General features: G+C 56.0%; 22 protein-coding genes. 14 read left to right on the top strand and 8 right to left on the bottom strand.

Annotated elements, in window-relative coordinates:
- Positions 1–107: 107 nt before the first annotated feature.
- The 5 genes from ACR0L3_RS20245 to glyA all read right to left on the bottom strand — a co-directional run bounded on the left by ACR0L3_RS20245 (position 108) and on the right by glyA (position 5,609).
- Positions 108–530, bottom strand: coding sequence for a universal stress protein (locus ACR0L3_RS20245; protein ID WP_480747596.1), 423 nt, complete (start codon positions 528–530; stop codon positions 108–110).
- A gap of 79 nt (positions 531–609) precedes the next feature.
- Entirely contained in the window at positions 610–1,980 is a 1,371-nt protein-coding gene (locus ACR0L3_RS20250; protein ID WP_480747597.1) for an alanine/glycine:cation symporter family protein, read from the bottom strand.
- A gap of 25 nt (positions 1,981–2,005) precedes the next feature.
- Entirely contained in the window at positions 2,006–2,950 is a 945-nt protein-coding gene (lipA, locus tag ACR0L3_RS20255; protein WP_480747598.1) for a lipoyl synthase, read from the bottom strand.
- Between the two features lie 14 nt (positions 2,951–2,964).
- Positions 2,965–4,344 (bottom strand): dihydrolipoyl dehydrogenase, encoded by a 1,380-nt coding sequence (lpdA, locus tag ACR0L3_RS20260; protein WP_480747600.1) that lies wholly within the window; start codon positions 4,342–4,344, stop codon positions 2,965–2,967.
- A gap of 11 nt (positions 4,345–4,355) precedes the next feature.
- Positions 4,356–5,609: a serine hydroxymethyltransferase gene (gene glyA / locus ACR0L3_RS20265; protein WP_480747601.1), complete on the bottom strand. Its 1,254-nt coding sequence runs from the start codon at positions 5,607–5,609 to the stop codon at positions 4,356–4,358.
- Positions 5,610–5,749: 140 nt separating this feature from the next.
- Here glyA and ACR0L3_RS20270 point away from each other — a divergent pair, with 140 nt between their 5' ends.
- From ACR0L3_RS20270 to ACR0L3_RS20285, 4 genes are all read left to right on the top strand, one after another.
- A complete protein-coding gene (locus ACR0L3_RS20270) occupies positions 5,750–6,352 on the top strand; it encodes a helix-turn-helix domain-containing protein (protein ID WP_480747602.1) in 603 nt (200 codons plus the stop codon).
- A 219-nt stretch (positions 6,353–6,571) separates the two neighbouring features.
- Positions 6,572–7,525 carry an HlyD family secretion protein gene (locus ACR0L3_RS20275; RefSeq protein ID WP_480747603.1) on the top strand — a complete coding sequence of 318 codons (954 nt, stop codon included), beginning with the start codon at positions 6,572–6,574 and terminating at the stop codon, positions 7,523–7,525.
- On the top strand, positions 7,522–8,448 hold the full coding sequence (locus ACR0L3_RS20280; RefSeq protein ID WP_480747604.1) for an ABC transporter ATP-binding protein: 927 nt from the start codon (positions 7,522–7,524) through the stop codon (positions 8,446–8,448). Before ACR0L3_RS20275 ends, ACR0L3_RS20280 begins: the two co-directional genes overlap by 4 nt.
- Entirely contained in the window at positions 8,445–9,590 is a 1,146-nt protein-coding gene (locus tag ACR0L3_RS20285; protein WP_480747605.1) for an ABC transporter permease, read from the top strand. The genes ACR0L3_RS20280 and ACR0L3_RS20285 overlap by 4 nt, the downstream gene beginning before the upstream one ends.
- 62 nt (positions 9,591–9,652) lie before the next feature.
- On the opposite strand, the gene ACR0L3_RS20290 is transcribed toward ACR0L3_RS20285, so the two are convergent.
- The gene (locus ACR0L3_RS20290; protein WP_480747606.1) at positions 9,653–10,672 is read right to left on the bottom strand and encodes an AbrB family transcriptional regulator; all 1,020 of its coding nucleotides are present in this window, start codon (positions 10,670–10,672) and stop codon (positions 9,653–9,655) included.
- A 122-nt stretch (positions 10,673–10,794) separates the two neighbouring features.
- Between ACR0L3_RS20290 and ACR0L3_RS20295 the strand changes: the two genes are divergently transcribed.
- The 5 genes from ACR0L3_RS20295 (at position 10,795) to ACR0L3_RS20315 (ending at position 15,638) form a co-directional block, all read left to right on the top strand.
- The gene (locus tag ACR0L3_RS20295; RefSeq protein WP_480747607.1) at positions 10,795–11,475 is read left to right on the top strand and encodes a GntR family transcriptional regulator; all 681 of its coding nucleotides are present in this window, start codon (positions 10,795–10,797) and stop codon (positions 11,473–11,475) included.
- 11 nt (positions 11,476–11,486) lie between these two features.
- On the top strand, positions 11,487–12,881 hold the full coding sequence (gene tcuA / locus ACR0L3_RS20300) for an FAD-dependent tricarballylate dehydrogenase TcuA (protein WP_480747608.1): 1,395 nt from the start codon (positions 11,487–11,489) through the stop codon (positions 12,879–12,881).
- Positions 12,871–13,938, top strand: a complete 1,068-nt coding sequence (tcuB, locus tag ACR0L3_RS20305) for a tricarballylate utilization 4Fe-4S protein TcuB (protein ID WP_480747609.1) — start codon at positions 12,871–12,873, stop codon at positions 13,936–13,938. The genes tcuA and tcuB overlap by 11 nt, the downstream gene beginning before the upstream one ends.
- Positions 13,939–14,879: 941 nt before the next feature.
- Positions 14,880–15,161: a hypothetical protein gene (locus tag ACR0L3_RS20310; RefSeq protein WP_480747610.1), complete on the top strand. Its 282-nt coding sequence runs from the start codon at positions 14,880–14,882 to the stop codon at positions 15,159–15,161.
- A 6-nt stretch (positions 15,162–15,167) separates the two neighbouring features.
- Positions 15,168–15,638, top strand: a complete 471-nt coding sequence (locus ACR0L3_RS20315; protein ID WP_480747611.1) for a LysR substrate-binding domain-containing protein — start codon at positions 15,168–15,170, stop codon at positions 15,636–15,638.
- 299 nt (positions 15,639–15,937) lie between these two features.
- Here the strand turns inward: ACR0L3_RS20315 and ACR0L3_RS20320 are convergent, their stop codons facing one another.
- Positions 15,938–16,834: a DMT family transporter gene (locus ACR0L3_RS20320; RefSeq protein ID WP_480747618.1), complete on the bottom strand. Its 897-nt coding sequence runs from the start codon at positions 16,832–16,834 to the stop codon at positions 15,938–15,940.
- A gap of 109 nt (positions 16,835–16,943) precedes the next feature.
- Here ACR0L3_RS20320 and ACR0L3_RS20325 point away from each other — a divergent pair, with 109 nt between their 5' ends.
- Positions 16,944–17,834: a LysR family transcriptional regulator gene (locus ACR0L3_RS20325; protein ID WP_480747612.1), complete on the top strand. Its 891-nt coding sequence runs from the start codon at positions 16,944–16,946 to the stop codon at positions 17,832–17,834.
- Positions 17,835–18,013: 179 nt separating this feature from the next.
- Here the strand turns inward: ACR0L3_RS20325 and ACR0L3_RS20330 are convergent, their stop codons facing one another.
- Positions 18,014–18,799, bottom strand: coding sequence for an amidohydrolase family protein (locus tag ACR0L3_RS20330; RefSeq protein WP_480747613.1), 786 nt, complete (start codon positions 18,797–18,799; stop codon positions 18,014–18,016).
- A gap of 80 nt (positions 18,800–18,879) precedes the next feature.
- On the opposite strand from ACR0L3_RS20330, the gene ACR0L3_RS20335 reads away from it, so the two are divergent.
- From ACR0L3_RS20335 to ACR0L3_RS20350, 4 genes are read left to right on the top strand one after another with little or no spacing between them, the layout of a single operon-like run.
- Positions 18,880–19,611, top strand: a complete 732-nt coding sequence (locus ACR0L3_RS20335) for a GntR family transcriptional regulator (protein WP_480747614.1) — start codon at positions 18,880–18,882, stop codon at positions 19,609–19,611.
- A 25-nt stretch (positions 19,612–19,636) separates the two neighbouring features.
- Complete coding sequence (locus tag ACR0L3_RS20340) at positions 19,637–20,593, top strand: tripartite tricarboxylate transporter substrate binding protein (protein ID WP_480747615.1); 957 nt, start codon at positions 19,637–19,639, stop codon at positions 20,591–20,593.
- Positions 20,593–21,042 carry a tripartite tricarboxylate transporter TctB family protein gene (locus ACR0L3_RS20345; RefSeq protein ID WP_480747616.1) on the top strand — a complete coding sequence of 150 codons (450 nt, stop codon included), beginning with the start codon at positions 20,593–20,595 and terminating at the stop codon, positions 21,040–21,042. Before ACR0L3_RS20340 ends, ACR0L3_RS20345 begins: the two co-directional genes overlap by 1 nt.
- A gap of 1 nt (position 21,043) precedes the next feature.
- Entirely contained in the window at positions 21,044–22,540 is a 1,497-nt protein-coding gene (locus ACR0L3_RS20350) for a tripartite tricarboxylate transporter permease (RefSeq protein WP_480747617.1), read from the top strand.
- The last annotated feature ends 312 nt before the right edge of the window (positions 22,541–22,852 follow it).

The raw sequence follows: 22,852 nt of genomic DNA on the forward strand, positions 1-22,852 counted from the left end.
GAACAGGCATCTCCCAACCCGCAAAATCAACCAGCTTACCACCCAACTCAACATGCAATGAATAAAGCGGAGTGCGATTCAGTTCGGTCATCGTTCTAACCTTTCAATCAGCGGGACTGGTCGCGAACGACCATCACGGTGCAATGCGCATTGCGCACGACACGGGACAGGTTCGGGCCAATCTCATAATTCGGGAAATCGCCCTTGGTCGACGCCATGACGATCAGATCGAAGCCGTCCCTATAGGCAAGCTTCAGGATTTCGCGGTAGACGCTACCTTCTTCGACATGCACGGGCACATCCGAGGCGTTGCCATGATCCAGAATGGCCTGAACCGCATTGCGCACGTGCTCTTTTGCGCCTGCGCCGTAGTTCGCGGGCAGGTTCGGCAGCTGGATGATCTCGGGGATGACGGCAACCGCGTGCAACTCGGCGCCGTAAAACTTCGCCTGTTCCAGTGCGAGCGGCAGGGCGTTTTTCCACGAGCGTTCTTCGGTGTGATCAATCGGCAGCAGGATTTTCGTGGCCATCACGTCTCTCCTCGAGGTATGGAATTCTGTTTTCAAAGGCGGAGGGCCGGGATGGCCCTCCGGTTTCTTTTGGCCAAAGCTATTCGGCTGGTGAACCACCCGGTTCTTCTGACTGGCCGCCTGATGCGAAGAACTCTTTCGTCAGTTTGAACACGATTGGGCTCAGCAGGGCCAAGGCAATCAGGTTCGGGATGGCCATCATGGCGTTCAGCGTATCCGCCAGCAGCCAGATGAAGCCCAGATCCGCAGTTGCGCCGAAGTAGATTGCAACGATCCACAGCACCCGGTAGGGCATCAGGGATTTGACGCCCAGCAAGAACTCGACGCATTTTTCCCCGTAGAACGACCAGCCTAGAATGGTGGTGAAGGCAAAGATCGACAGTGCGATTGCGATCAGGTGACCACCGCCCGGCAGTGAGTTTGCGAAGGCCAGAGAGGTCAATGCCGCGCCCGATTCACCCGAAGTCCATGCGCCCGAAGCGATGATCGCCAGACCGGTGATCGAGCAGACAATGATGGTGTCGATGAACGTCCCAAGCATCGCGATCAGGCCCTGGTTGACCGGACCTTTTGTCTCAGCTGCTGCGTGCGCGATCGGGGCCGAACCCAGACCGGCTTCGTTCGAGAACACGCCTCGTGCTACACCAAAACGTATCGCGGCCCAGACGGCTGCGCCCGCGAAGCCACCTTCGGCGGCTGACGGGGTGAAGGCGTAGGTGAAGACCAGCGACAGCGCGTGACCGATGTTGCCGATGTTGATCAGCAGAACCAGCAGGCCAGCGATGATGTAGGCAATTGCCATGAACGGAACAAGCTTACCGGCAACCGCACCGATGCGGGTGATGCCACCCAGGATCACGGCAGCCGTCAGAACCATCAGAACCACACCGGTGATCGAGGTATTCAGGCCGAAGTTCGATTCCAGAACCTGCGCCACGCCGTTTGCCTGTACGCCGTTGCCGATGCCGAAGGCCGCGATTGCACCGAACAACGCGAAGGCGACGCCTAGCCAGGCCCACTTCGCGCCCAGACCGTTCTTGATGTAGTACATCGGTCCGCCGACAAAGTTGCCCAGTTCGTCCTTTTCACGGTACTTTACCGCGCAGACAGCTTCGGCATATTTGGTGGCCATGCCCACCAGGGCGGTCATCCACATCCAGAACAAGGCGCCTGGACCGCCCAGGAAGACAGCAGTGGCCACACCGGCGATGTTGCCCGTACCGATGGTCGCCGACAGCGAGGTCATCAGCGCGTTGAACGGGCTGATCTGCCCTTCGCCCTGACCTTCACGGCCTTTGAACAGCAGGCTGAAGCCTGTGCCGAGGCGCAGGATCGGCATGAATTTCAGCCCCACCTGCAGGAAGAAGCCAACGCCAAGGATGAGAACCAGCATCAGCGGCCCCCATACGACGCCATTAATGGCCCCTACGATTGAATTTAACGCTTCCATGGTTTCCCTCCCAATAGCGTTAGGTTTATGCCCCGTTAGCAATGGCCCGTTGGCGGGCCTGCTTGAGAGCGGCAAAGTCTTCGTCCGCGTGGAACGAGGAACGGGTCAACGGAGTGGCTGACACGTGCAGGAAGCCCTTGGAGCGCGCGATCTGCTCCAGTTGGGCGAACTCTTCCGGTGACCAGAACCGGTTGATCGGGTGATGTTTCGGAGTAGGTTGCAGGTATTGCCCGACTGTCAGGAAATCGACATTTGCGGCGCGCAGGTCATCCATCACTTGGCGCACGTCACTGAGGCTTTCGCCAAGTCCGACCATCAGACCGGATTTCGTAAAGATCTCACGGTTTGCGCGCTTGGCGTCGTCCAGCAGGCGCAGCGAGGTATAGTACCGCGCGCCGGGGCGCACTGTCGGGTACAGATGCGGGACGGTTTCCAGATTGTGGTTGAATACGTCCGGCGCGGCGTCGAATACCAGATCTGGGGCAGTCCCTTTTCCCAAAAAGTCCGGAGTTAGAACTTCGACAGTGGTTTCCGGGTTTTGGTGCCGCACTGCTCGAATGGTCTGCGCGATATGTTCGGCGCCGCCGTCATCCAAGTCATCGCGGTCAACCGATGTGATCACCACGTGACGAAGACCCAGCTTCTTAACAGCAGCCGCGACGCGGCCCGGTTCGAATGCGTCCAGCGCATCCGGGCGACCGGTGGCGACGTTGCAGAAGGAACAACCGCGCGTGCAGACCTCACCCATGATCATCATGGTGGCGTGGCGCTTGGACCAGCATTCGCCGATATTGGGGCAGGCGGCTTCTTCGCAGACCGTCGCCAGGTTATGCTCTCGCATCAGGCGGCGAGTTTCATAGTATTCTGCGCTGTCGCCCTTTTTCTTGCGAATCCACTTGGGCTTGCGGGGAATGACACTGTCTGCCTTCTTGGCCTTTTCGGGGTGGCGGGGGCGAAGCTGGATGGTCATCTGGCGGCTCCTTCTTACGCGTGGATCGCGCGGCCCATGGCGTCAAGGCAGGCTTCCTTGACTGCCTCACCCATTGCCGGATGTGCATGACATGAGGAGGCGACTTCGGCGACGGTGGCGCCTTTGGTCATGGCCAAAACCAGCTCGGCGATCAGATCGCCGCCATGAGCGCCGCAGATATGCGCGCCGAGGATTGTGCCGCTTGGATCTGCCAGAACCTTGACCGCACCGTCGGTGTCTCCGGTTGAACGCGCGCGCGAGTTGGCCATGAAGGCAAATTTGCCAACCGAATACTCGGTGCCAGCCTCTTTCAGCGCTTCTTCGGTTAGTCCAACCGAGGCAACCTCGGGGTCGGTGTAAACCACGCCCGGAACCGTGTTGTAGTCGACGTGACCAGCTTGACCTGCCTGCATCTCGACACAGGCAACGCCGTCCTCTTCGGCCTTGTGTGCCAGCATTGGGCCGGGCACGCAGTCGCCAATGGCGTAGATGCCGGGCACCGAGGTTTGGAATGTTTCGTCGACTTCGATGAAACCACGCTGGTTCGCAACAACGCCGAGGTCTTCCAGACCAAGCCCGCGTGTAACAGGGCGGCGGCCAACGGCGATCAGTACCTTGTCGGCCTCGATCACTTCTTCCTTGTCCTTGCCGACACGATCAACGGTCAGCGCCAGACCTGCATCTGTCTTGCCGACTGATTTCAGCGCGCGGCCCAGCTGGAACTTCAGTCCACGCTTGGACAGCGCACGTTGTGCCAGCTTGGCGATCTCGCCATCAATTCCGGGCAGAACGCGATCCAAATACTCGACCACTGTGACTTTGGCACCCAAACGCGCCCAGACCTGGCCGAGTTCCAAACCGATTACACCTGCACCAATCACAACCAGATGTTCTGGCACACTGTCCAAGGCAATCGCGCCGTTTGAGCTGAGAATGTCGTGTTCGTCGATCTCGATCCCCGGCAGTGGGGTTGGTTCCGAGCCGGTAGCGATCAGGATGTTCTTCGCCTGATAGACATCATCGCCCACTTTGACTTGCCCGGCGGCAGGAATACTGGCCCAGCCTTCGATCAAATCGACACTGTTCTTCTTGAACAGAAACGCGATGCCTTTGGTCAAGTCATCTACGATCTTGTCCTTGCGTCCCATCATTGCGGGCACATCGATGCTGGCCCCCTCGACCGCAATACCGTGGGAGGAGAGATGTGCAAGTTCGGCATATTTGGCCGAGGAGGTCAGCAACGCTTTGGAGGGTATGCACCCCACATTCAAACAGGTCCCGCCAAGCGCACTGCGGCCTTCAACGCAAGCGACTTTCAGGCCCAGCTGTGCCGCGCGGATCGCGGCGACATAGCCGCCCGGACCGCCCCCGATGACAATAAGATCGTAAGTCATTTGGTATTCTTTCAGTAGATCGGGTGGCTTGCGCAGAGCGCGCGGACCTTTTCACGGGTTTCCTTTTCGACGGTCTTGTCACCGTCAGACGATTGTGCCAGCGCGTCCAACACATCACCGATCATGTGGCCAATCTGTTTGAACTCTTCTGGTCCAAACCCACGGCTGCAGCCTGCGGCCGTACCAAGACGGATGCCGCTGGTGACAGTGGGCTTTTCGGGATCACCCGGAACGCTGTTTTTGTTGCAGGTGAATCCTGCACGCTCTAGCGCCGCTTCGGCGTCTTTGCCGGTTACGCCGACTGGGCGCAGATCAACCAGCATAAGGTGGTTTTCAGTGCCGCCCGAAACGATGTCGCACCCGCGCGCCATCATCACGTTGGCCAGTGCCGAGGCACTGTCGACAACGCGCTGCATATAGTCTTTGAATTCAGGCTGCAGCGCTTCACCAAATGCGACTGCCTTGCCTGCGATCACATGCATCAAGGGGCCGCCCTGCAAGCCGGGGAACACGGCCGAGTTGATTTTTTTCGCCAGCGCCTCGTCATTTGTCAGGATGATGCCACCGCGCGGGCCGCGCAGGGTTTTGTGCGTGGTCGACGTGACGACATGCGCGTGCCCGATGGGCGAGGGGTGCAGGCCAGTTGCAACCAGCCCGGCGATATGGGCCATGTCAGCCAACAGCCAGGCGCCGACCTCATCTGCAATGGCGCGAAAGCGGGCAAAGTCGATTTTTTGCGAATATGCTGACGCACCGGCGATGATCAGCTTGGGCTTTTCGGCTTTCGCCAGCGCCTCGACCTGATCGTAGTCGATCAGGCCCGCATCGGTCAGACCATATTGAACCGGACGGAACCATTTGCCAGATTGCGCCGGTTTTGCGCCGTGGGTCAGGTGGCCACCGGCGTCCAAGGACATGCCCAGGATGGTGTCACCGGGGCTGAGCAATGCCAGCTTGACCGCGCCGTTAGCCTGCGCGCCAGAGTGCAGCTGGACGTTGGCATATTCACAACCGAACAACTGTTTCAGCCGGTCGATGGCTTCCTGTTCAACCTCGTCCACGAATTCGCAACCACCATAGTAACGGCGACCCGGATATCCTTCCGCGTATTTGTTGGTGAGGACAGATCCCTGTGCTTCGATCACAGCCAGCGAAACGATGTTCTCTGATGCGATCAGCTCAATCTGTTCAGCCTGACGCGCACCCTCACGAGCAATAGAGGCAGCGATTGTTGGATCGGCTTCGACAAGCGTCGTTTTGAACATGGTGTCCTCCTCGAATCTCCAGTTCGAAATTTTATTTCCTATAGTGGAGAAATGTTCTGAAAAGCAACATTTTTCTCACATTCGTTAAGTTGCGTGCGTAATAGGGAATTTGTAAGCTCTGGAGAAAAGCGGAGAATTTCATGGGTGAAGATCAAAGAAATGACGCCTCTGTCTCTGAGGAACTGGATGAAGGGGCTGCGCTCGGGCGTTCAATCCGTGATGCCAGACGGGAAAAAGGCTGGACTTTGGAAGAAGCCGGTCGAGCCGCGGGGATCGGGCGGTCCACCTTATCCAAGATTGAAAACAACCAAACCAAACCCAGCTTCGAGATCGTCCGACGATTAACCCAGGCGTTGGATTTGAAGCCGCCTCAGCTGTTTTTGCAATCGGGTCAAACGGGCATTACCGGCCGTCGCGACTTTACTCCCAAGGGGCAGGGAGAACTTCGTGAAACGGCGACTTATTTGCACGAGCTGCTGTGCTCAGACCTGACAAGCAAAAGGATGTTGCCATACGTTGCCACGATCCGGGCTCGTGAAATTTCCGAGTTTGATCCTTGGATTCGTCATTCCGGTGAAGAATTTATGTACGTTTTAAGCGGCGAATTGATTTTTATATCGGAGCATTATCGCCCTCTTCCGATGAAGGCGGGGGACTCGCTTTATTATGATAGCAGCATGGGGCATGGCTGTGTGTCGACCAGTAAGGAAGACGCTCAGGTTCTTTGGGTATCATTGGAATGAACCTGTTGGGTCTTTATCGGTGTTAGGTGGCAAAACGCGATTTCCGCTGCGCAAAGTCCATTCTACCCAAGGTATTTTTGCTTGCGGCTGCCTGCGCGACCTTGCCTAACCTCACGTGATCGCGGACGATTATGTACAAAATGAATTCCCTGATTGTATGGTTCAACGACCAGCCTTAGGCAATCAAAGACCAGAAACCGGAGGGAAACCTTGCTGAATATGACGATCCCCATACCTTTGATGCTGGCGGCCATATTACCAGCCTTTTTGGACCGGTGCTCAGGTTCCGATACTAGCGTGGCGTTGGGCGTATTGGCCCGAGACCGGGTGGCTTTGACTGCCACTGCCAGCGAAATCGTCGTTGATTTGCCGGTTGCCGAAGGGACTGTCGTCAAGGCAGGCGATATGTTGGTTCAGCTCGACCCCACTTTGCAAAGCGCAAAGCTGAGTTTGGCGCAGGCCGAGCTTGAAAAAGCAGAGGCCACTCTTTTGAAGCTGCAAGTCGGACCACGGGAGGAGGAGATTGCAATTGCCGAAGCGAAGGTTGCGGGTGCCGTTGCAAGGCTCGCGGATGCCGAAACCATTTACGAAAGAAACGTCAAACTTGTCGAAAACTTTGTCGTGACCGAGGCGCAGGTCGCAAATGATCTGGCCTTGCGGGATTCTGCGCGTGCCGAATTGGCCAGCGCAAGGGAATCCTTGAGGGAGTTACAAAACGGTACACGTCCCGAAGACTTGGCGGTTGCTGAAGCTAATGTGAAAGCTGCAGAGGCTTCAGTCGAGGCCGAACAGACCGTTCTGGACGATCTATCCGTTGTTGCAACCCGCGACGGTGTACTGGATTCGCTGCCCTGGAACCTTGGGGAACGGGTGACCTATGGAAGCCCAGTTGCCGTGATGGTCACTGGTCAAACGCCATATGCGCGCGTCTACGTGCCTGAGCCGCACCGCGTCAATCTTAAGCCGGGCGACAAACTTGAAGTGCGCGTTGATGGGCTGGATGAACCGCTGGATGGCGTCATCCGATGGATCAGCGATGACGCGTCTTTCACGCCCTATTACGGGTTGAACCAAGATGATCGGACGCGCCTTGTTTATCTGGCTGAGATCGACCTGCCCACCGCAGCGCCGGATTTACCCGCAGGTGTTCCGGTGCAGGTTCCCATGCCATGAGCGATGTCGTCGTCTCGACGCAGGGGCTGACTCGGCGATTTGGAGAGAACACAGCAGTCGACAACCTGGACCTAGAAATTCGAACAGGCCAAATTTACGGATTTCTGGGTCCCAACGGCTGCGGCAAGACCACGACCATGCGCATGTTAACTGGTTTGCTGACACCAAGCAGTGGTTCCGTCTCGGTTCTGGGTCAGTCGATGCCCGAAGCGGCAGAGCCGCTGAAGAACGAAATCGGTTATATGACGCAGATTTTCTCCTACTACCGTGATCTGACGGTGTTGGAAAACCTCAGGTTTGCGGCAGAGATCTATGGCATACCTGTGAAAGCGGCCAAGGGCCGGATCGACGAACTGTTGCACACTTATGACCTGACATCGAACGTGCATCAGCTCAGCGGTAGTATGAGTGGTGGTCAGAGACAAAAGCTAGCACTTGCAGCGACCGTCATTCACCAACCGAAGCTTTTGTTTTTGGATGAACCGACTTCAGCCGTTGACCCTGAAACACGCCGGACGTTCTGGGAGCAATTGTTCGATCTGGTCGATCAGGGCGCGACAATGATTGTCTCCACACATTTCATGGACGAAGCTGAGCGCTGCCATCGCTTGGCCATCTTGCAGCACGGGGCGAAAAAAGCGGATGGTTCTCCGCGCGAATTGATGGACGATCTTCAGGCTGATGTAGTTGAGGTCGAAGGCCCTGACCTGCGTAATGTTAAACGCGCGCTGGATGGTAAGTCCAAAATCCTATCGACCGCTCAGGTCGGCTCGCGGTTGCGCGTTTTGGTAGACAAATCCGAACCTCAGCCAGTGGAAATGCTGCGTGCCCAACTGGGTGCCTTTGCTGATCTATCCCTGACACCGCAAAGGCCAAATTTGGAAGATGTGTTTGTCAGTGCAACGCGGGAGCCTGAAAAATGATCTCTGTACGTCGTGTTGCTGCTGTATTGAAAAAAGAACTGCTCCAATTGCGACGGGACAGGATGACATTTGCAATGGTCATCATGATCCCGCTGATCCAGCTGCTACTGTTCGGTTATGCGATCAACACCAACCTGCGCCACGTACCCGTCGCTTTGGTGGATCAGTCACGAACTGAGCTGTCCCGCACATTGGCGCAAATTGTTCAGGCCACTCAGGTCGTAACAATAACCGAAAACCTCACCACCCCTCAGGAGGCAGAGCGCGCGATCACCGAGTCACGCGTGCGCGCAGCTCTTATCATCCCACCAGACGTTAGCCAGCGGCTTGCGCGCAGCCCATCTATCGGATTGGGCCTGCCCAATTCAACAGACCTGACCAGCAGCCGGCCTGTTGCCCATTGGATTGTGGATGGGTCGGACACGATGGTTGCAAGCGCAATCAAATCCTTGCGGACGATGCCCCTGACTGAACTTCTGAAGCTTCCGCCGAACCGACAAGTTCCCACCTTCGAGGTGACGCTGTATTTCAACCCCGAGCAGCGATCAGCGGTCAATATCGTGCCGGGCCTTGTGGGCGTCATCCTGACTATGACGATGATCTTGTTCACTTCAGCCGCTATTGTCCGAGAACGCGAGCTGGGCAATATGGAGATGCTGATCAACACCCCGATCAAGTCCGTCGAATTGATGGTGGGAAAGATCATACCGTACATCTTTCTTGGTCTCATTCAGGTCGGCATCATTTTGGGCCTTGGCCACGTTCTATTTGATGTGCCGATACATGGTGGGCTGGGCACCTTACTGGCAGTGACGCTTTTGTTCATCATTGCCAGCCTGTCGCTAGGGTTGGTGATTTCCACGCTCGCCCAGAACCAACTTCAGTCGATGCAAATGACTATCTTTGTCTTGCTGCCCTCGATCCTGATGTCCGGTTTCATGTTTCCATTCGATGGTATGCCGCAACCGGTTCAGATCATCGCGCAAGTCCTGCCAGCAACTCACTTCATGGAAATGATCCGTGGTGTCGTTCTGCGAGACGCATCGCTGTTTGAGCTGCGATGGGAAATCCTTTGGATGATCGGTTTTGCAGTTTTTGGACTGTTGGCTGCAACACTGAGGTTCAAGAAACGCTTGGGTTAGAAACGGCGCAAAGTTTCGTGTTGAACATGAATGACCGCTCCTTGACGGGGGGGCCAACAAAATCATTCTCGCGGTCTGGACCAACGCAGAACTAGGTTGGCCGCTATCGGCGCGCCGATGATCACCAGAACAATCCGTGTCAGGTGGTGGGTGATCACAAAGCCAAGATCCGCGCCTGAAACGATGGCCAAAACCGTCATCTCAGCCTGACCGCCGGGGGCAAACGCCAGAAATGCCTCGATCGGGCGACCAAACCCAAGGGTTGTAACAACAGCGGTGAAACCTGCGGCCAAAATGGCAAGCACGATGACGTAGGCAAAGCCCGCCGCCACAACACGGCGAAGTTCGACCCATGTAACACCGACGAATTTCACGCCGATCCCGCAACCAATGAAGAATTGTGCGGCCAAGATGGCCTCGCGTGGGGGCCGGGTGTGGATGAAGTCACCAAGTGAGAGTCCAGCCGTCAAAATCATCGGTCCTAGGATGGATGCGCCGAACAGGCCGATCTTCTCGCCACCTTTCCAGCCGACCAAGGCGGCTAGAACCATCAGGGCCAGTTCGTGGACCGGTAAGTCGCGCATCGGCTCTCCGATCGGGTTGGTTAGCTGCGCGTCGTAAAACACAGTCAAAAACAGCGGTGCCAAAGTCACAATGATCAGCACGCGGGTGCCGTGTATCAGCGACAGTGTACGTGGGTTGGCACCTGCTTCTGTGCCGAAAATGATCATGTCCTGAAGTCCGCCTGGCATTGCGGCGTAGAAAGCGGTGGTGGTGTCGAAGCCCCAGACTTTGCGAAAGAAGGGAACCCCGACCAACGCGATCAGCAGGATAAAAACCGGAACCAACGTAATCGACGCTGCCATCTTTGGCAGTTCGCCAAATAAAGCCGGTGTAATCGACGCCCCTACCGCCACACCCAGTATGGTGCGGGCGGCAACAGAGACCGGGCCAAACCCCTCCATTGGCGCGTGCGCTAGCGCCGCAATCAGACAGGCAGTCATCGGCCCGAACAAAAAGGGCAGGGGCAGATTCAGAGCCCAGAACACCCCAGTGCCAAGCAAGGCAAGACCAAGTGTCATCGCACGTTTCATTAGAAGAGAAGGCGGGTTGCTCTGGCTTGGCAATGTGCGATTCCAGCGTTGTTGACTCGTGTTGTATCCAAATGTATACAACTGGACGCAGTTAGACAAGTGAGTGCGCGATGACCATTCAGGACGACCCATTGCAGCCCGGCCCACAGGGCAATTCCGCGTACCAGCGCCTGTTGGAAGAGATTCGCGAGGGCACCCTTCCGCCCGGCGAACGCCTGCGTGAGATTGAGTTGTCAGAACGGCTGGGTGTTAGCCGCACACCTGTGCGCGAGGCGATCCGGCAGCTTGAGGCGGACGGGCTGGTCACCCATGTTCCCAGGCAGGGCGCAACCGTGCGCAGCCTGGACTACGCAGAGGTGATGGAACTCTATGAGATGCGCGCCGTACTTGAGGGAACGGCTGCACGGCTTGCGGCGCGGGCTGCGTCAGATGTCGAGCTGGATGAGCTAGAGGTGCTGAATGACCGACTGGCCGAGGCGGGCACAGGTCCAGACGCCGCCCGGATCAACCGAATATTTCACGCAACGCTGCTGGATGCTGCCAAGAACCGGTTTCTGGCAAAGTCCATGTTATCGCTGCAAAAGGCACTCCTAATTCTCGGGCCATCCCAATTGCTGGACAACGATAGGGCCGATGCAGCGGTGGCAGAACATCGGCTGATCATGGAGGCTTTGAAAGCCCGCGACGGTGCCGCAGCCGAAGCAGAAATGCGTGCGCATATTCAGGCCGCACAGCGGATGCGTATCCGCGCGTTGCAAGAACGCGACCGTACAAACGACGAAAATCAGTAGGTAGACACGATATGGCCACCCAAAAGGAAGCTTACGATATCGCTGTGATTGGTGGTGGAAACGCTGCGCTTTGCGCCGCGATGACCGCAGCCGAGGCCGGCGCCCGCGTTTTGATCCTTGAAACTGCTCCGAAACCCTATCGTGGCGGAAACTCACGCCACACACGAAACTTTCGCTGCATGCACTCAGCCCCTATGGGGCCGCTAATCGAGGAGTACAGTGAAGACGAGTACCTCTCGGATTTGTTGAAAGTTACTGGCGGCAAAACCGACGAGCATCTGGCTCGTCTGGCGATCCGGACTTCGGAGGAATGCTTGCCATGGATGGAGGAGCACGGGGTTCGGTTCCAGCCTTCTCTTTCTGGCACGCTGTCACTGGCGCGTACAAACGCCTTTTTCATGGGGGGCGGCAAGTCTCTGGTGAACGCCTATTACAGAACTGCGGCAGGGCTGGGCGTTGAGGTGCTGTACGAGGCTGCGGTGACGCATCTAGAGCTGAATGGCGACCAGATCGAGTGGGTTGAGTATACCTATCAAGGACAATCTCACCGGATTGCGCCGAAAGCCGTCATCGTTGCTTCAGGCGGGTTTCAGGCGGACACCGATTGGCTCACGCGTGCGTGGGGTGAACCAGCTAAGAATTTCCTGATCCGGGGTACCCCTTACAACCGAGGAGTGGTGCTGGCCGACCTTCTTGATCAAGGTGTCGAAAGCGTCGGTGATCCGACACAATGCCACGCCGTTGCTATCGACGGGCGCGCGCCCAAGTTCGATGGCGGGATTGTCACCCGCCTGGACTGCGTGCCGTTTTCAATAGTCGTGAACAAAAACGCAGAGCGGTTCTATGACGAAGGCGAGGATGTCTGGCCAAAGCGTTACGCGATCTGGGGGCGTCTGGTGGCAGCTCAGCCGGATCAAGTAGGATATGTGATCATCGATGCAAAATCGCTGAACCTGTTCATGCCATCTGTGTTTCCCCCGCTGAAAGCGGACACTTTAGAAGACCTGGCTGGGATGATGGGATTACCGGCCGATAAACTGACCTCAACTGTCGCCGAGTTCAACGCCGCATGCGGAGATACCAGCGGTTTTCACCCGACCGAACTGGACGGTGTCGCCACATCAGGTTTGACACCACCCAAGACAAATTGGGCCCGCCCGATTATCGAACCTCCGTTCTATGGTTACTCGCTGCGGACCGGCGTTACCTTCACCTATCTGGGGCTGAAGGTTGATGAAACGGCGCAGTGCTCGACGCCCAAGGGCAAGATCAAAAACCTCTGGGCAGCCGGCGAGACCATGGCCGGATCGATCCTTGGGCAAGGTTACCTGGCTGGTTTTGGCATGACCATTGGAACCGTTTTTGGACGCATCGCAGGACGTGAGGCCGCCGCTTATGCAAACTGAACTGATTCAAGAAGCTCGCCGTCAGGCCGAGATTTGCAACGCTTGCCGATATTGCGAAGGCTATTGCTCGGTCTTTCCCTCTTTGCATGCGGAACGCACGTTTTCAGACGGGGACATCACCCAGTTGGCCAATCTGTGTCACAACTGCCGAGGGTGCTACTACGCCTGTCAGTACACGGCACCTCATGAATTCGACCTGAACCTGCCGAAGGCTCTGGCCGAAGTTCGGCGAGACAGTTGGGAAAGCTTCGCATGGCCCCAACCATTGGCGCGCCGGTTTCACACGCATGGTGGAGCCATAGCCTTGGCACTTGTGATCGGATTTGCCCTGTTGTTTTGGGCCATACGCGCCATTGGGTCGAGCGGGGGCGACGGCTTTTATGCTGTCCTGTCGCACAACGCCATGGTTGCGATCTTTGCACCAGCATTTCTGCTGCCTTTGTTCAGTATAGCCATAAGCCTTCGGCGCTATTGGACCGAGGTTGGTGGCAAACCCATACAAATGGCCGACTTAATGGCTGCGTTTAAGCGTGCGGGTAAAATGCAGGATCTAGCCGCCGGTCATGGCGAAGGTTGCAATTTCGAGGACGAGGACCGCTTTAGCCAAGGTCGGCGTCACATCCACCACGCCGTCATGTATGGCTTCCTGCTGTGCTTTGCGTCCACATCGGTGGCAACGGTCATGCACTACGGCTTCGGTATGTACGCACCATATGGGTTCTGGTCTTTGCCAAAGCTGTTCGGGATTTCCGGTGGTATTCTTTTAACAGTGGGATGCGGCGCTATGGCGGTTCTCAAGCAAAAGTCTGACCGCGATCTCGGCGACCCTACAGCTTGGGGAGGCGACATAGGCTTCATCCTGTTGCTTGGATTCGTAGGTTTTAGCGGTTTGGTTCTCTATGCTCTTGCCTCAACAGCTCTGATGCCGGCTCTTCTTGCTATCCATCTTGGATCGGTTCTGACATTCTTCCTGCTGACTCCATATACCAAGATGGCGCACGGGTTTTACCGTTTGGCGGCGCTTATCCGTGATGCACAAAGAAAACGAGGCGTCTAGGCCGGTGGAAGCGCTTGCTGCATAAGTTGAAATGGACGCCTCAAATGGCTCCGACTGCTTGATAACCATCGGGTAGGCGCTTTCAGATACAGATGACGTGACCTCAGCGCTTGTCGTAAGAGGTGCATCGTATCTAGGTTTGCGCGTGCTCTTGTCGGGGTGATTTTCGGCTGTTTTGTCACGGTTTGAGAATGCTAAAACAGACAGCACGTTGCAGCGGCTCTCTTGGCCCCTTAGTTTCCTGGCTTTCCGGAAAATATGGCTGTGCTTGCAGTCTCAAGCTATCCGGTCTGCGCCAATTTTCCCTGGTAACAGGGATTTTTACAGGGAAAAATGCGAATTTAGGCAAATTTCTCTAAAGCGGCGAAATTTTTATTACTTTATTTCAGGTGGATAGTGTAAGTTTCCCTACTCCGCAAAACAGGGAATTTATGGAGATCAACAGCGAAAGCTCTATCAGCTAACAGGGAACCTGCTCGGACTGATGTTTCCTGACGAGGTCATGTCACACCTCTGGCGTCGCGAGATCGAACGTGCAGATCTGATAATCCGACTTGCCAGAAATCTGTCTGTGGCTGAGCCTGCGGAATGTGACCTGGATCTGTATCCTGGGTGGTGATCGCCATGCCGACGCCGCTTCGCTACGCAGTTCGCATAAAAGGGCAGTGCGGTCTGCCACGAATTTGCCGACTGGGCGGGTTCTGAGAAACACCGACCGGCGATGGGCCGGTGTCAAAAGTCGCAATGCAGTGCCCTGAAGCGTGTTCGTCGACTATGTAGAATTTTTCTGTTGACCGGAGCGACATGTGGATCCATCGTTTTGGCCACCACAACCAAAATCCTTGGAGAACCTATTCGAAGCGAACGCCGTAATCGGCGGGCGTTGCGGCTCTCCATGTCCGCATTTCCCGCCTCCAAATAGTGAGAAAGGAAATGACAAAATGTCTGACAACTTAGTGGATCATCCAGGTGCTGCACAGCCTGACCCGACCGGTCCGTCAGCTGTAGCAGATGGTCACGAGGCAAAGTCTGCTTCGAGTCTGCAGGCGCCGCCCGGCAAGCGCAACAACCTGCACCGCGACCTGACATTCGTCGATGTTCCAATTGAAAAGATCATGGTCGCGGAGAAGCGGGTCCGTAAACCGAGCAATCGTCAGGTGTCCCGGGTAAAACGGTCAATCGAAGCCTTTGGCGTTTGTCGTTTTCCCCTGCTGGATCAGTAATTTTTGATGATCGATGGCCATGCCATCTTTGAAGCCGCACAGCAACTGGGTCTGAACTCGATACGCTGCATTATACTGCAAGACTGCTCAGAACTTGAACGGCGGGCTCTGTCTATCGCGCTCAACCGATTGCAGGAACGCGGGGAATGGGACGAACAGGTTCTGAGGCTTGAATACCAATACCTTCTTGAAGCGAATTTTGACCTTACGAATGTTGCTGCCAAGTTGTCGACAAACAACATCATGTCGCTAAAGCACGCAGCGCTATCGGGGCTTGGTGCGGCTGTTTTGCCCAGATGGTTTGTTGCGTCGGAACTTGCGTCAGGCGATCTGATTGATTTACTTCCCGATTGGCGGGCAGCGATGCTCGATGTAAACGTCGCGTATCTCCCAGCCCGGCACCAACCGCGTCGGCTTTCAGCCTTCATCGACGCGCTTGAAGAGGGTTTTGGCAACATCCCAGGTATTATTGTGTGAAAAATCCGTTGACCGGATTGTTAGGTGGCCGAGAGCGTTTCAGAATCCAGCCGTCGTGACCTAGTGAAACTGAGCCAAGAAATGGCCTGCATTTTGAATATAGGGAGTTTGTTGCTGTTCTCCATACAGCCGCAAAATCGCGTTATGGGTTCAAGACCGAATTTATCTGCAACTTGCGCCAGCGACCGGTGGCAGCCCGAAGCGGACCTTCAAAATCCGACTTTGCAATTCTCGCTATGCGGACAAAGTGTAAATTCGAAACAGCAGAGCGAATGTAGGCTCTCGCAGAGCTCAAACTATCAACTATTCCCCCTACCTTGGCTCGGAAGTGCCAAGAGGCCTGCACCAATAATGATCAGAATACCAATCAAACCCAGAGAGTTGGGCAGCTCCGCGAAAAACAAACCGCCCCAGATCAGACTGAACGCGAGATAGCTGTAGTCGAAAGCTGCGACTGTATTGGGTGGCCCGAGCTGGTAGGCAACTGCTGCTCCAACACTGCCAATCAAGATAAACACCGCGAGCGCCATAAGCGTGACCAGCAGTCGCAAGCCTATCGTCTGCCATGGGCCGAGAATAAATGATCCATCTTGTCCGGCAAATACGCCAAGGACAGCCCCGCTGACTATGAACGCAACATTCAGCACAAGTGCCAGACTGAATGGATCATCGTCGCGGCATTTGACCGATGTAAGCACCATTGCACACGCATAAAGAGCGGCTGCGATGATCGGCATGAGCGTTCCGAGCGCAAGATCTGATATATCAGGCTGGATAATGAGCAGCACACCAATGAAGCCTGCCGCGATTGCGAAGATGGCGCGGTGCCGAGGCCAACGGCCCGCAACGCCTGCGGCCAGCGCGACGATGAAAAGCGGGCCCGTGTAGTAGGCCGCTGCTGCCAGCGATAAGGGCATAAGCGGCAAAGCTGAGTAATAGCTCAACCACATGAGCACGAGCAGAATGCCGCGAAGGACGGCCCAACCAGGATTCTTCAATTTTATCCCTCCGCGACGGTGTGTTAGCCACCAGAGCATGGGCACGACCATGCATGACCGCAAAATGAACATCTGCCACAAGGGAAGCGACAGCCCAGTTCCTTTGATCAGCGCGTCGCCGAGAGAGAGAGCAGCAACGGCAGCAATGATTGCGAAGACCGCGATGCTGGTCTGGCTATTGGTTTGCGTACATTTCATCTTGGTCACTGATCCCTGCCACACTACTGACCAGAAAAGCATGTATGTACTCTTGTGAAAAAAGAGTTCTCGGTGCATTTGCATGACTAAAAGGAATGGATTGTCAGTTATGTCACTTCCTCCTCTCTCTCGTCTACGGCCATTTGAGGCGGCGGCGCGTTGTGAAAGTTTCACTCGTGCAGCGGAGGAACTTGGGATGACACAGACAGCGGTGAGCAAGCAGATCGCTGCACTGGAGCGGGAGTTGGGCGTCACGCTCTTCAAGCGGCGCAACCGTGCAGTATTTCTGACCGATGCCGGGCGGCGGCTTGGTAGGGTCGTTGGCGCAGCTCTGTCCGATATCAGAACCGAGGTAGCTGCAATTCAGGGAAAGCGTCGGTCTTCTGAACTGATCCTGCACTGCCAACTATGTGAAGCGTTCTACTGGCTCATGCCGCGCCTGGCCCGGTTTCACGAGCGCCACCCTGGTGTAGAGCTGCGCGTCGTGAGCAGCCTTAATCCGCTGACTGAAACCACCGAGGCTTTTGACGTAGCCATGCAGACATCTGGCCGCGCTTCGGGGTCAGCCCGATTGGTCTTTACGGCCGCCGACGACATTTTTCCGGTTTGTGCCCCATCGCTAGTCGTGGACGCAAAGCTACCTCTTGCGCCGAATGGGGTCGGTCGGTTTCCACTATTGGTCCACGCGGTAACACCGCAAGATTGGACGGGTTGGGACGATTGGTTCGAAGGTGTCAGCGTCGACACGACCAATCCTCCCAAATATGTGTCGTTTGATAGCTATCCGCTAGTTCTCCAAGCTGCTGTAGCCGGTCAAGGCATCGCTCTCGGTTGGGGCAGAACCACCGAGGGGATGATCGCAGAAGGCAAGCTTATTCGACCGTGCAAGGAAATGATCGCTCGCCCGACGGAGATTTCCGTCTTTCGCGGTTCATCGCGCGACGTTCACCCAAACACCGATCAGCTTATCGAGTGGCTGGGCGAAGAATTGAACGAATAGCAGTCCTTTGTACTGAACGCGGCATTCAGAACTATGGGCTCAGCGCCGCCATTTTCTGCGATGAACATGATCGACCGCTCGCAGCCCAAACCGGTCATTCGCCACTCAGCTTTTGGAAGCCCTAGAACCTGACAGACCTGTGCTCTAGATCTATCTCCTGTGCCTGATTGTTTAAATGTCTAAACGCGCTGAAGCCTTTTCAGCCCGTAAAGGGATGTGACTGCACTATTGTCGCTAGCAGGCCATAGGCTCCGACCAAACTCAATGCAGCCCGAAAAATCAGCGACGGTTTCGTGCTGGGTGTGTGGCCAGTCGCTGCCCCAAACTATTTTGTCCGCTGATAAAGCCGACAGTAACTCGTGGGCATGCGGGCTCAGATCGAACGGCGTTCGGTAATGTGCCGAGAATTTCATGTACAGATTTTCGCGCTGAAGGGATTTGACCGCTGTAACCATCCGGTCTCGCAGCGGGTTAGCTTCGGACGGCAATCCAAAATGATCGATTACGACTTTCAGGCCCTGATCCGTTAACGGGTCGAGGATGTCAGCCAAGCGGGAGCCTTCGAGATGAATTTCGAGATGCAGGTTCCGGGCGCGCAGTTTAACAAGAAAGTCGCTGACAGGTTTTGACCCGAAGTCAGGAATGGCCGCGCCGTGCACCAGGTTCCATCGCACACCGCGAATACCTTGATCGACTAGTGCGTCCAGCTCTTCAGCGCCGATATCGATTGGAACCACGGCGACTCCAGCAAACCGCGACTTGTCCAGTCCGGCAAGGGCCGAAAGAAGCTGGGAATTATCGGCTCCCAAGAAGCTGACCTGCACAATAACTCCGCCGGACAGGCCATGTGTCCGCTGATGCTCAAGCCATTTGTCCAATGGAGCCAAGGCGTTAGGGGCATAACGCGCACCTTCAACTGCAACTAATTGTTCGTAGACATGCGCATGGCAATCGAAGTCGATCATTGGTGGGCCTCCCAAGTCATATATATGACTAGTTGACTATATAGGTCAATATAAGGTAGAGGATTCCTGGGAGGAAAGAAATGGCAGCACAATTTCACACCACAGATGACAGGCTTCCGGCCTATATTCGGCTGCGCGATACTCTGGCTGCCCAAATCGCGGCAGGCGATTGGACCGCAGAGCAGCCGATTCCATCTGAAACGAAACTGGCTAAGGAATACGGGCTGTCGGTCGGCACCGTACGCAAAAGCATCGACGGTCTCGTTGGCGAAGGTCTGCTGGAGCGGCGACAAGGCTCGGGCACATATGTCAAGGCACCGTCATTCGATGCGACGCTGTTCCGTTTCTTTCAGTGGCGCGAGGTGGATGGGTCGCAGCTATCAATCCCCTCCAGCAAGTTGATCGTTCGCACACGGGCATCCGCCCCGACAGAGGCCGCAGAAGCTCTGGGAACGCACGATGTGATCAAGATCGTCAGGGTACGTAGCCTTAGTGACCTTCCGGTTTTGTTCGAGGAGATTTATGTGCCCGCGTCACTATTCGCAGGATTTGAAACACTGAATGAAGATGCGCTGGGACCGCTCCTCTACCCGATTTACTTCGAGCGCTTTGGGGTGCTGGTACAGCGCGCCACCGACGATCTGACTTTTGGCTCGGCTGATGAAACCGTTGCCAAACAGTTGAGACTGAAAACAGGCGATCCATTGGCGGTCATTCACAGAACTGCCTTCGACATCGAGCACAAGCCCGTTGAATGGCGTATTGCTCGCGGAAGCGCGGCACAATTCCGCTATCGCAGCGAGATCAACTGACAACTGATTGTCCAGGGAGGACCAGATGACCATCCAGAAAACCATAATCTGTGCATTGACCGCTGCCACGCTGGCGACGCCGGTTTTTGCCGAATATCCCGAACGCGCCATTGAGTTGACGATCCCGGCCGGTGCCGGTGGCGGCACCGACACCAGCGCCCGCAAACTGGCTATCCTGCTGGAGGAGGCGCTGGGAACATCCATTGCGGTCCTGAATGTCGGTGGCGGCGGCGGCTCGGTCGGAGCATCGCAATTCATGCAGGCCAAGCCAGACGGGTATTCCCTATTTGCGACTTGGAACAGCCCGCTGACCACCGTTCCCCAAGTGCAGAATGTAGCCTACTCACTGGACAGCTTCACGCCCATCGCCTCGACCTCTGAGACGGCGTATACGCTGTGTGTCAAAACCGATTTCCCGGCAACGGACGGAGCCGGTTTCCTGGCCGAGCTTGAGGCCAACCCCGGTAAGTACACATATGGCAATGACGGAATCGGTGGCACAATGCAGTTGGCAGCCGAACGTATTTTCCAAACCAAAGGTATTGACGCCGTTCCGATCCCCTTCGGCGGTGCTGGCGAGACGCTGCAAAACTTCCTTGGTGGGCATGTGGACATCTATGGCGGGTCAATCTCGACGGTATTGCCCTACGTCGAAAGTGGCGAAGCCGCTTGCCCCATCGTGACGTCGGCCGCTGACGTCGCCGCATTGCCGAATGCGTCCGGTCTGGAGGCGCTTGGTATGGGAGACAAAGAAACACTGTTGTGGCGCGCAATTCTGGGGCCAAAAGATATGGATCCCGCCATTGTCGAAAAACTCGCCGACGTAATTGAAACTTCGGTAAACGACCCAAGCTATGTTGAGTTCCTAGCAACCAAAGGTGAAGTGCCCAATGTCGTGAAAGGCGATGATCTGGGTGCCCGGTTGCAAGCCGAGTTTGACGGATTGGCAGAGGTGTCCAAAAGCCTCGGGCTGTCGAACTGATGGTACAGCGTCAGGATATTGTACTTGGCCTTATCTTTATTGGGCTGGGTGGCGTCGCCGCGTGGATGGCCACATCTTATACCGGGGCAAGCGGCATCTATCCCCTGGTACTTAGCATTATCCTGACGCTTATCGGTGCAACTGTCGTTCTCAAAGCCGCGCGCGCGGGCTCGACGTATGAGCGCAAGCTGGTCGATGCGCCCGCGCAGATGCTGGTCACGATTGTGATTGGCATCATTTATGTGGCGTCGATTGTGCCGCTGGGTTTCTACCCGGCCTCTTTCCTTTTGATGCTGGTGTTACCAATCGCATTGGGGTTTCGGCGCGACCTCTATGCTCTGATCGTCGCTACTGTTTTCATGGGTATTATCTATCTCGTCTTTTCGCTGCTTCTGGAAAAGCCGCTGCCGCGTGGGGCCCTGCCTGCACTAGTTGGACTTGGGGGCTGAGATGGAGTTCTATTCGCAGGCACTGAGCAATGTGCTGACGGTGTGGCCACTTGTTACCATGATCGGTGCAACCCTCCTGGGGGTCTTTATCGGTGCCTTGCCTGGACTGAACCCGGTCATGGCCATAGCACTGCTGTTGCCCTTGACCTATTCGATGGACCCGCTAGTCGCCTTGGCCATGGTCGCGGGCATCTATAACGGGTCAATGTATGGCGGAGCCATTCCGGCAATCCTGTTGCGCATCCCCGGTACGCCAGCCTCGATTGCTACCACATTTGACGGCTTTCCGATGGCCGATAAGGGGGAGGCAGCCAAGGCGCTGAAAATCGCGTGTTGGTCCTCCGCTGTGGGCGGCATCGCGAGTGCTATTGCTTTGATGACCGTTGGGCCGTTGCTCGCGCGTGTCACGTTGTTCTTCGGCCCGGCAGAATACTTCTGGATCGCGATTTTCGGCATGGCGTCGGTCGGAGTGATGGTCGGTTCTGACCCGGTAAAAGGCATGATGGCGGCGGTTCTGGGGCTACTGATCGGCACCATCGGCATCGACAACCTATCAGGGCAGGCTCGCTATACATTCGATCAAACTTGGCTGTTGGGTGGCCTTGACCTGATTGTTGTTCTGGTGGGCCTTTATGCTCTGCCGCCCGTTTTGCAGTTAGCAGAAAAGTGCGACCTCAAGGGTCTGTCCGCAGCACAGCTCAAGCTGACTGATGTCCCGTTCAAAGCTGGTGAAAAGCGTAAGTTGATCCCGACCTGGCTGCGGTCTTCTGGTATCGGGATCAGCGTTGGTATTCTACCCGGTGCAGGTGGCAACATTGCCGCTTTCCTCAGCTACAACGCTGCCAAGAATGCCTCCGACGATCCTGAGAGCTTCGGTAAAGGAAATCCGCAAGGCGTCGCGGCCGCAGAATGCGGAAACAACGCCGACAACGCCGCGTCTATGATTCCGGCATTGTCTCTGGGCATCCCAGGCAATGTTGTCGCGGCTCTTGTTCTAAGCGCACTTACCATCCACGGTTTGCAGCCTGGCCCGCAGCTTTTCCACCAAAACCCTGTCCTTGTTGGCGGATTCATGATGGAGATGCTGATCACCTCTCTCCTGATTTTCCTGCTCGGAGGCGCCGTCGCCACGCGCGTATTTGCGCAATTCCAACGGCTTCCCGGTGTCTTGCTGGTGCCGTCCATCTTGATCCTGATGTGTGTGGGTGTCTACGTAATCAACGGTCGCCCGGTTGATCTGTGGGTCATGTTCCTGGCCGGAATCGCCGGGTATTTTCTTGAGAAGGTCAACGTGCCTTTGGCTCCGATCATTCTAGGCATGATCCTTGGCCCGATGGCGGAGCAAAGCGTTCGGCGTGCACTACTGATCAGCCGCGGTGACGCGACCGAACTTGTTACTCGACCGCTTTCAGCCATGTTGGCAATTGCCACACTTCTGGTCATCGCCTGGCCTATTGTTAAAGCGATGCGCAATAAGCGGTCTGCCGCCAAACCATGAGACCGGGAGCCGTAACGATTAGCGATTGCTCTCACTAGGTAAAGCTACGTTTGCTTCCAGCGAACTATAGGTTTGGGCCGCACGCCGAACTTTGCAAAGTCCGCTCTCTACGCATTGCTGTCGTTAGGGCATCGAGCAGCATCGGTCAAAGTGGGCTCGTGGCGGTCATTCGCTGCACTCGGCATGAGCATCCGCTTTGCGGACAAAACCGAACTTGAACACAATGGGCGCAAATTCCGCTTTCAGATCAAGCTTGATCTGCATCGTTCTTGCTTGTCGGGACTTAGCGGATGCAGCAACGCATTTAACCGA

The organism is Ruegeria sp. CK1 (assembly GCF_056536545.1).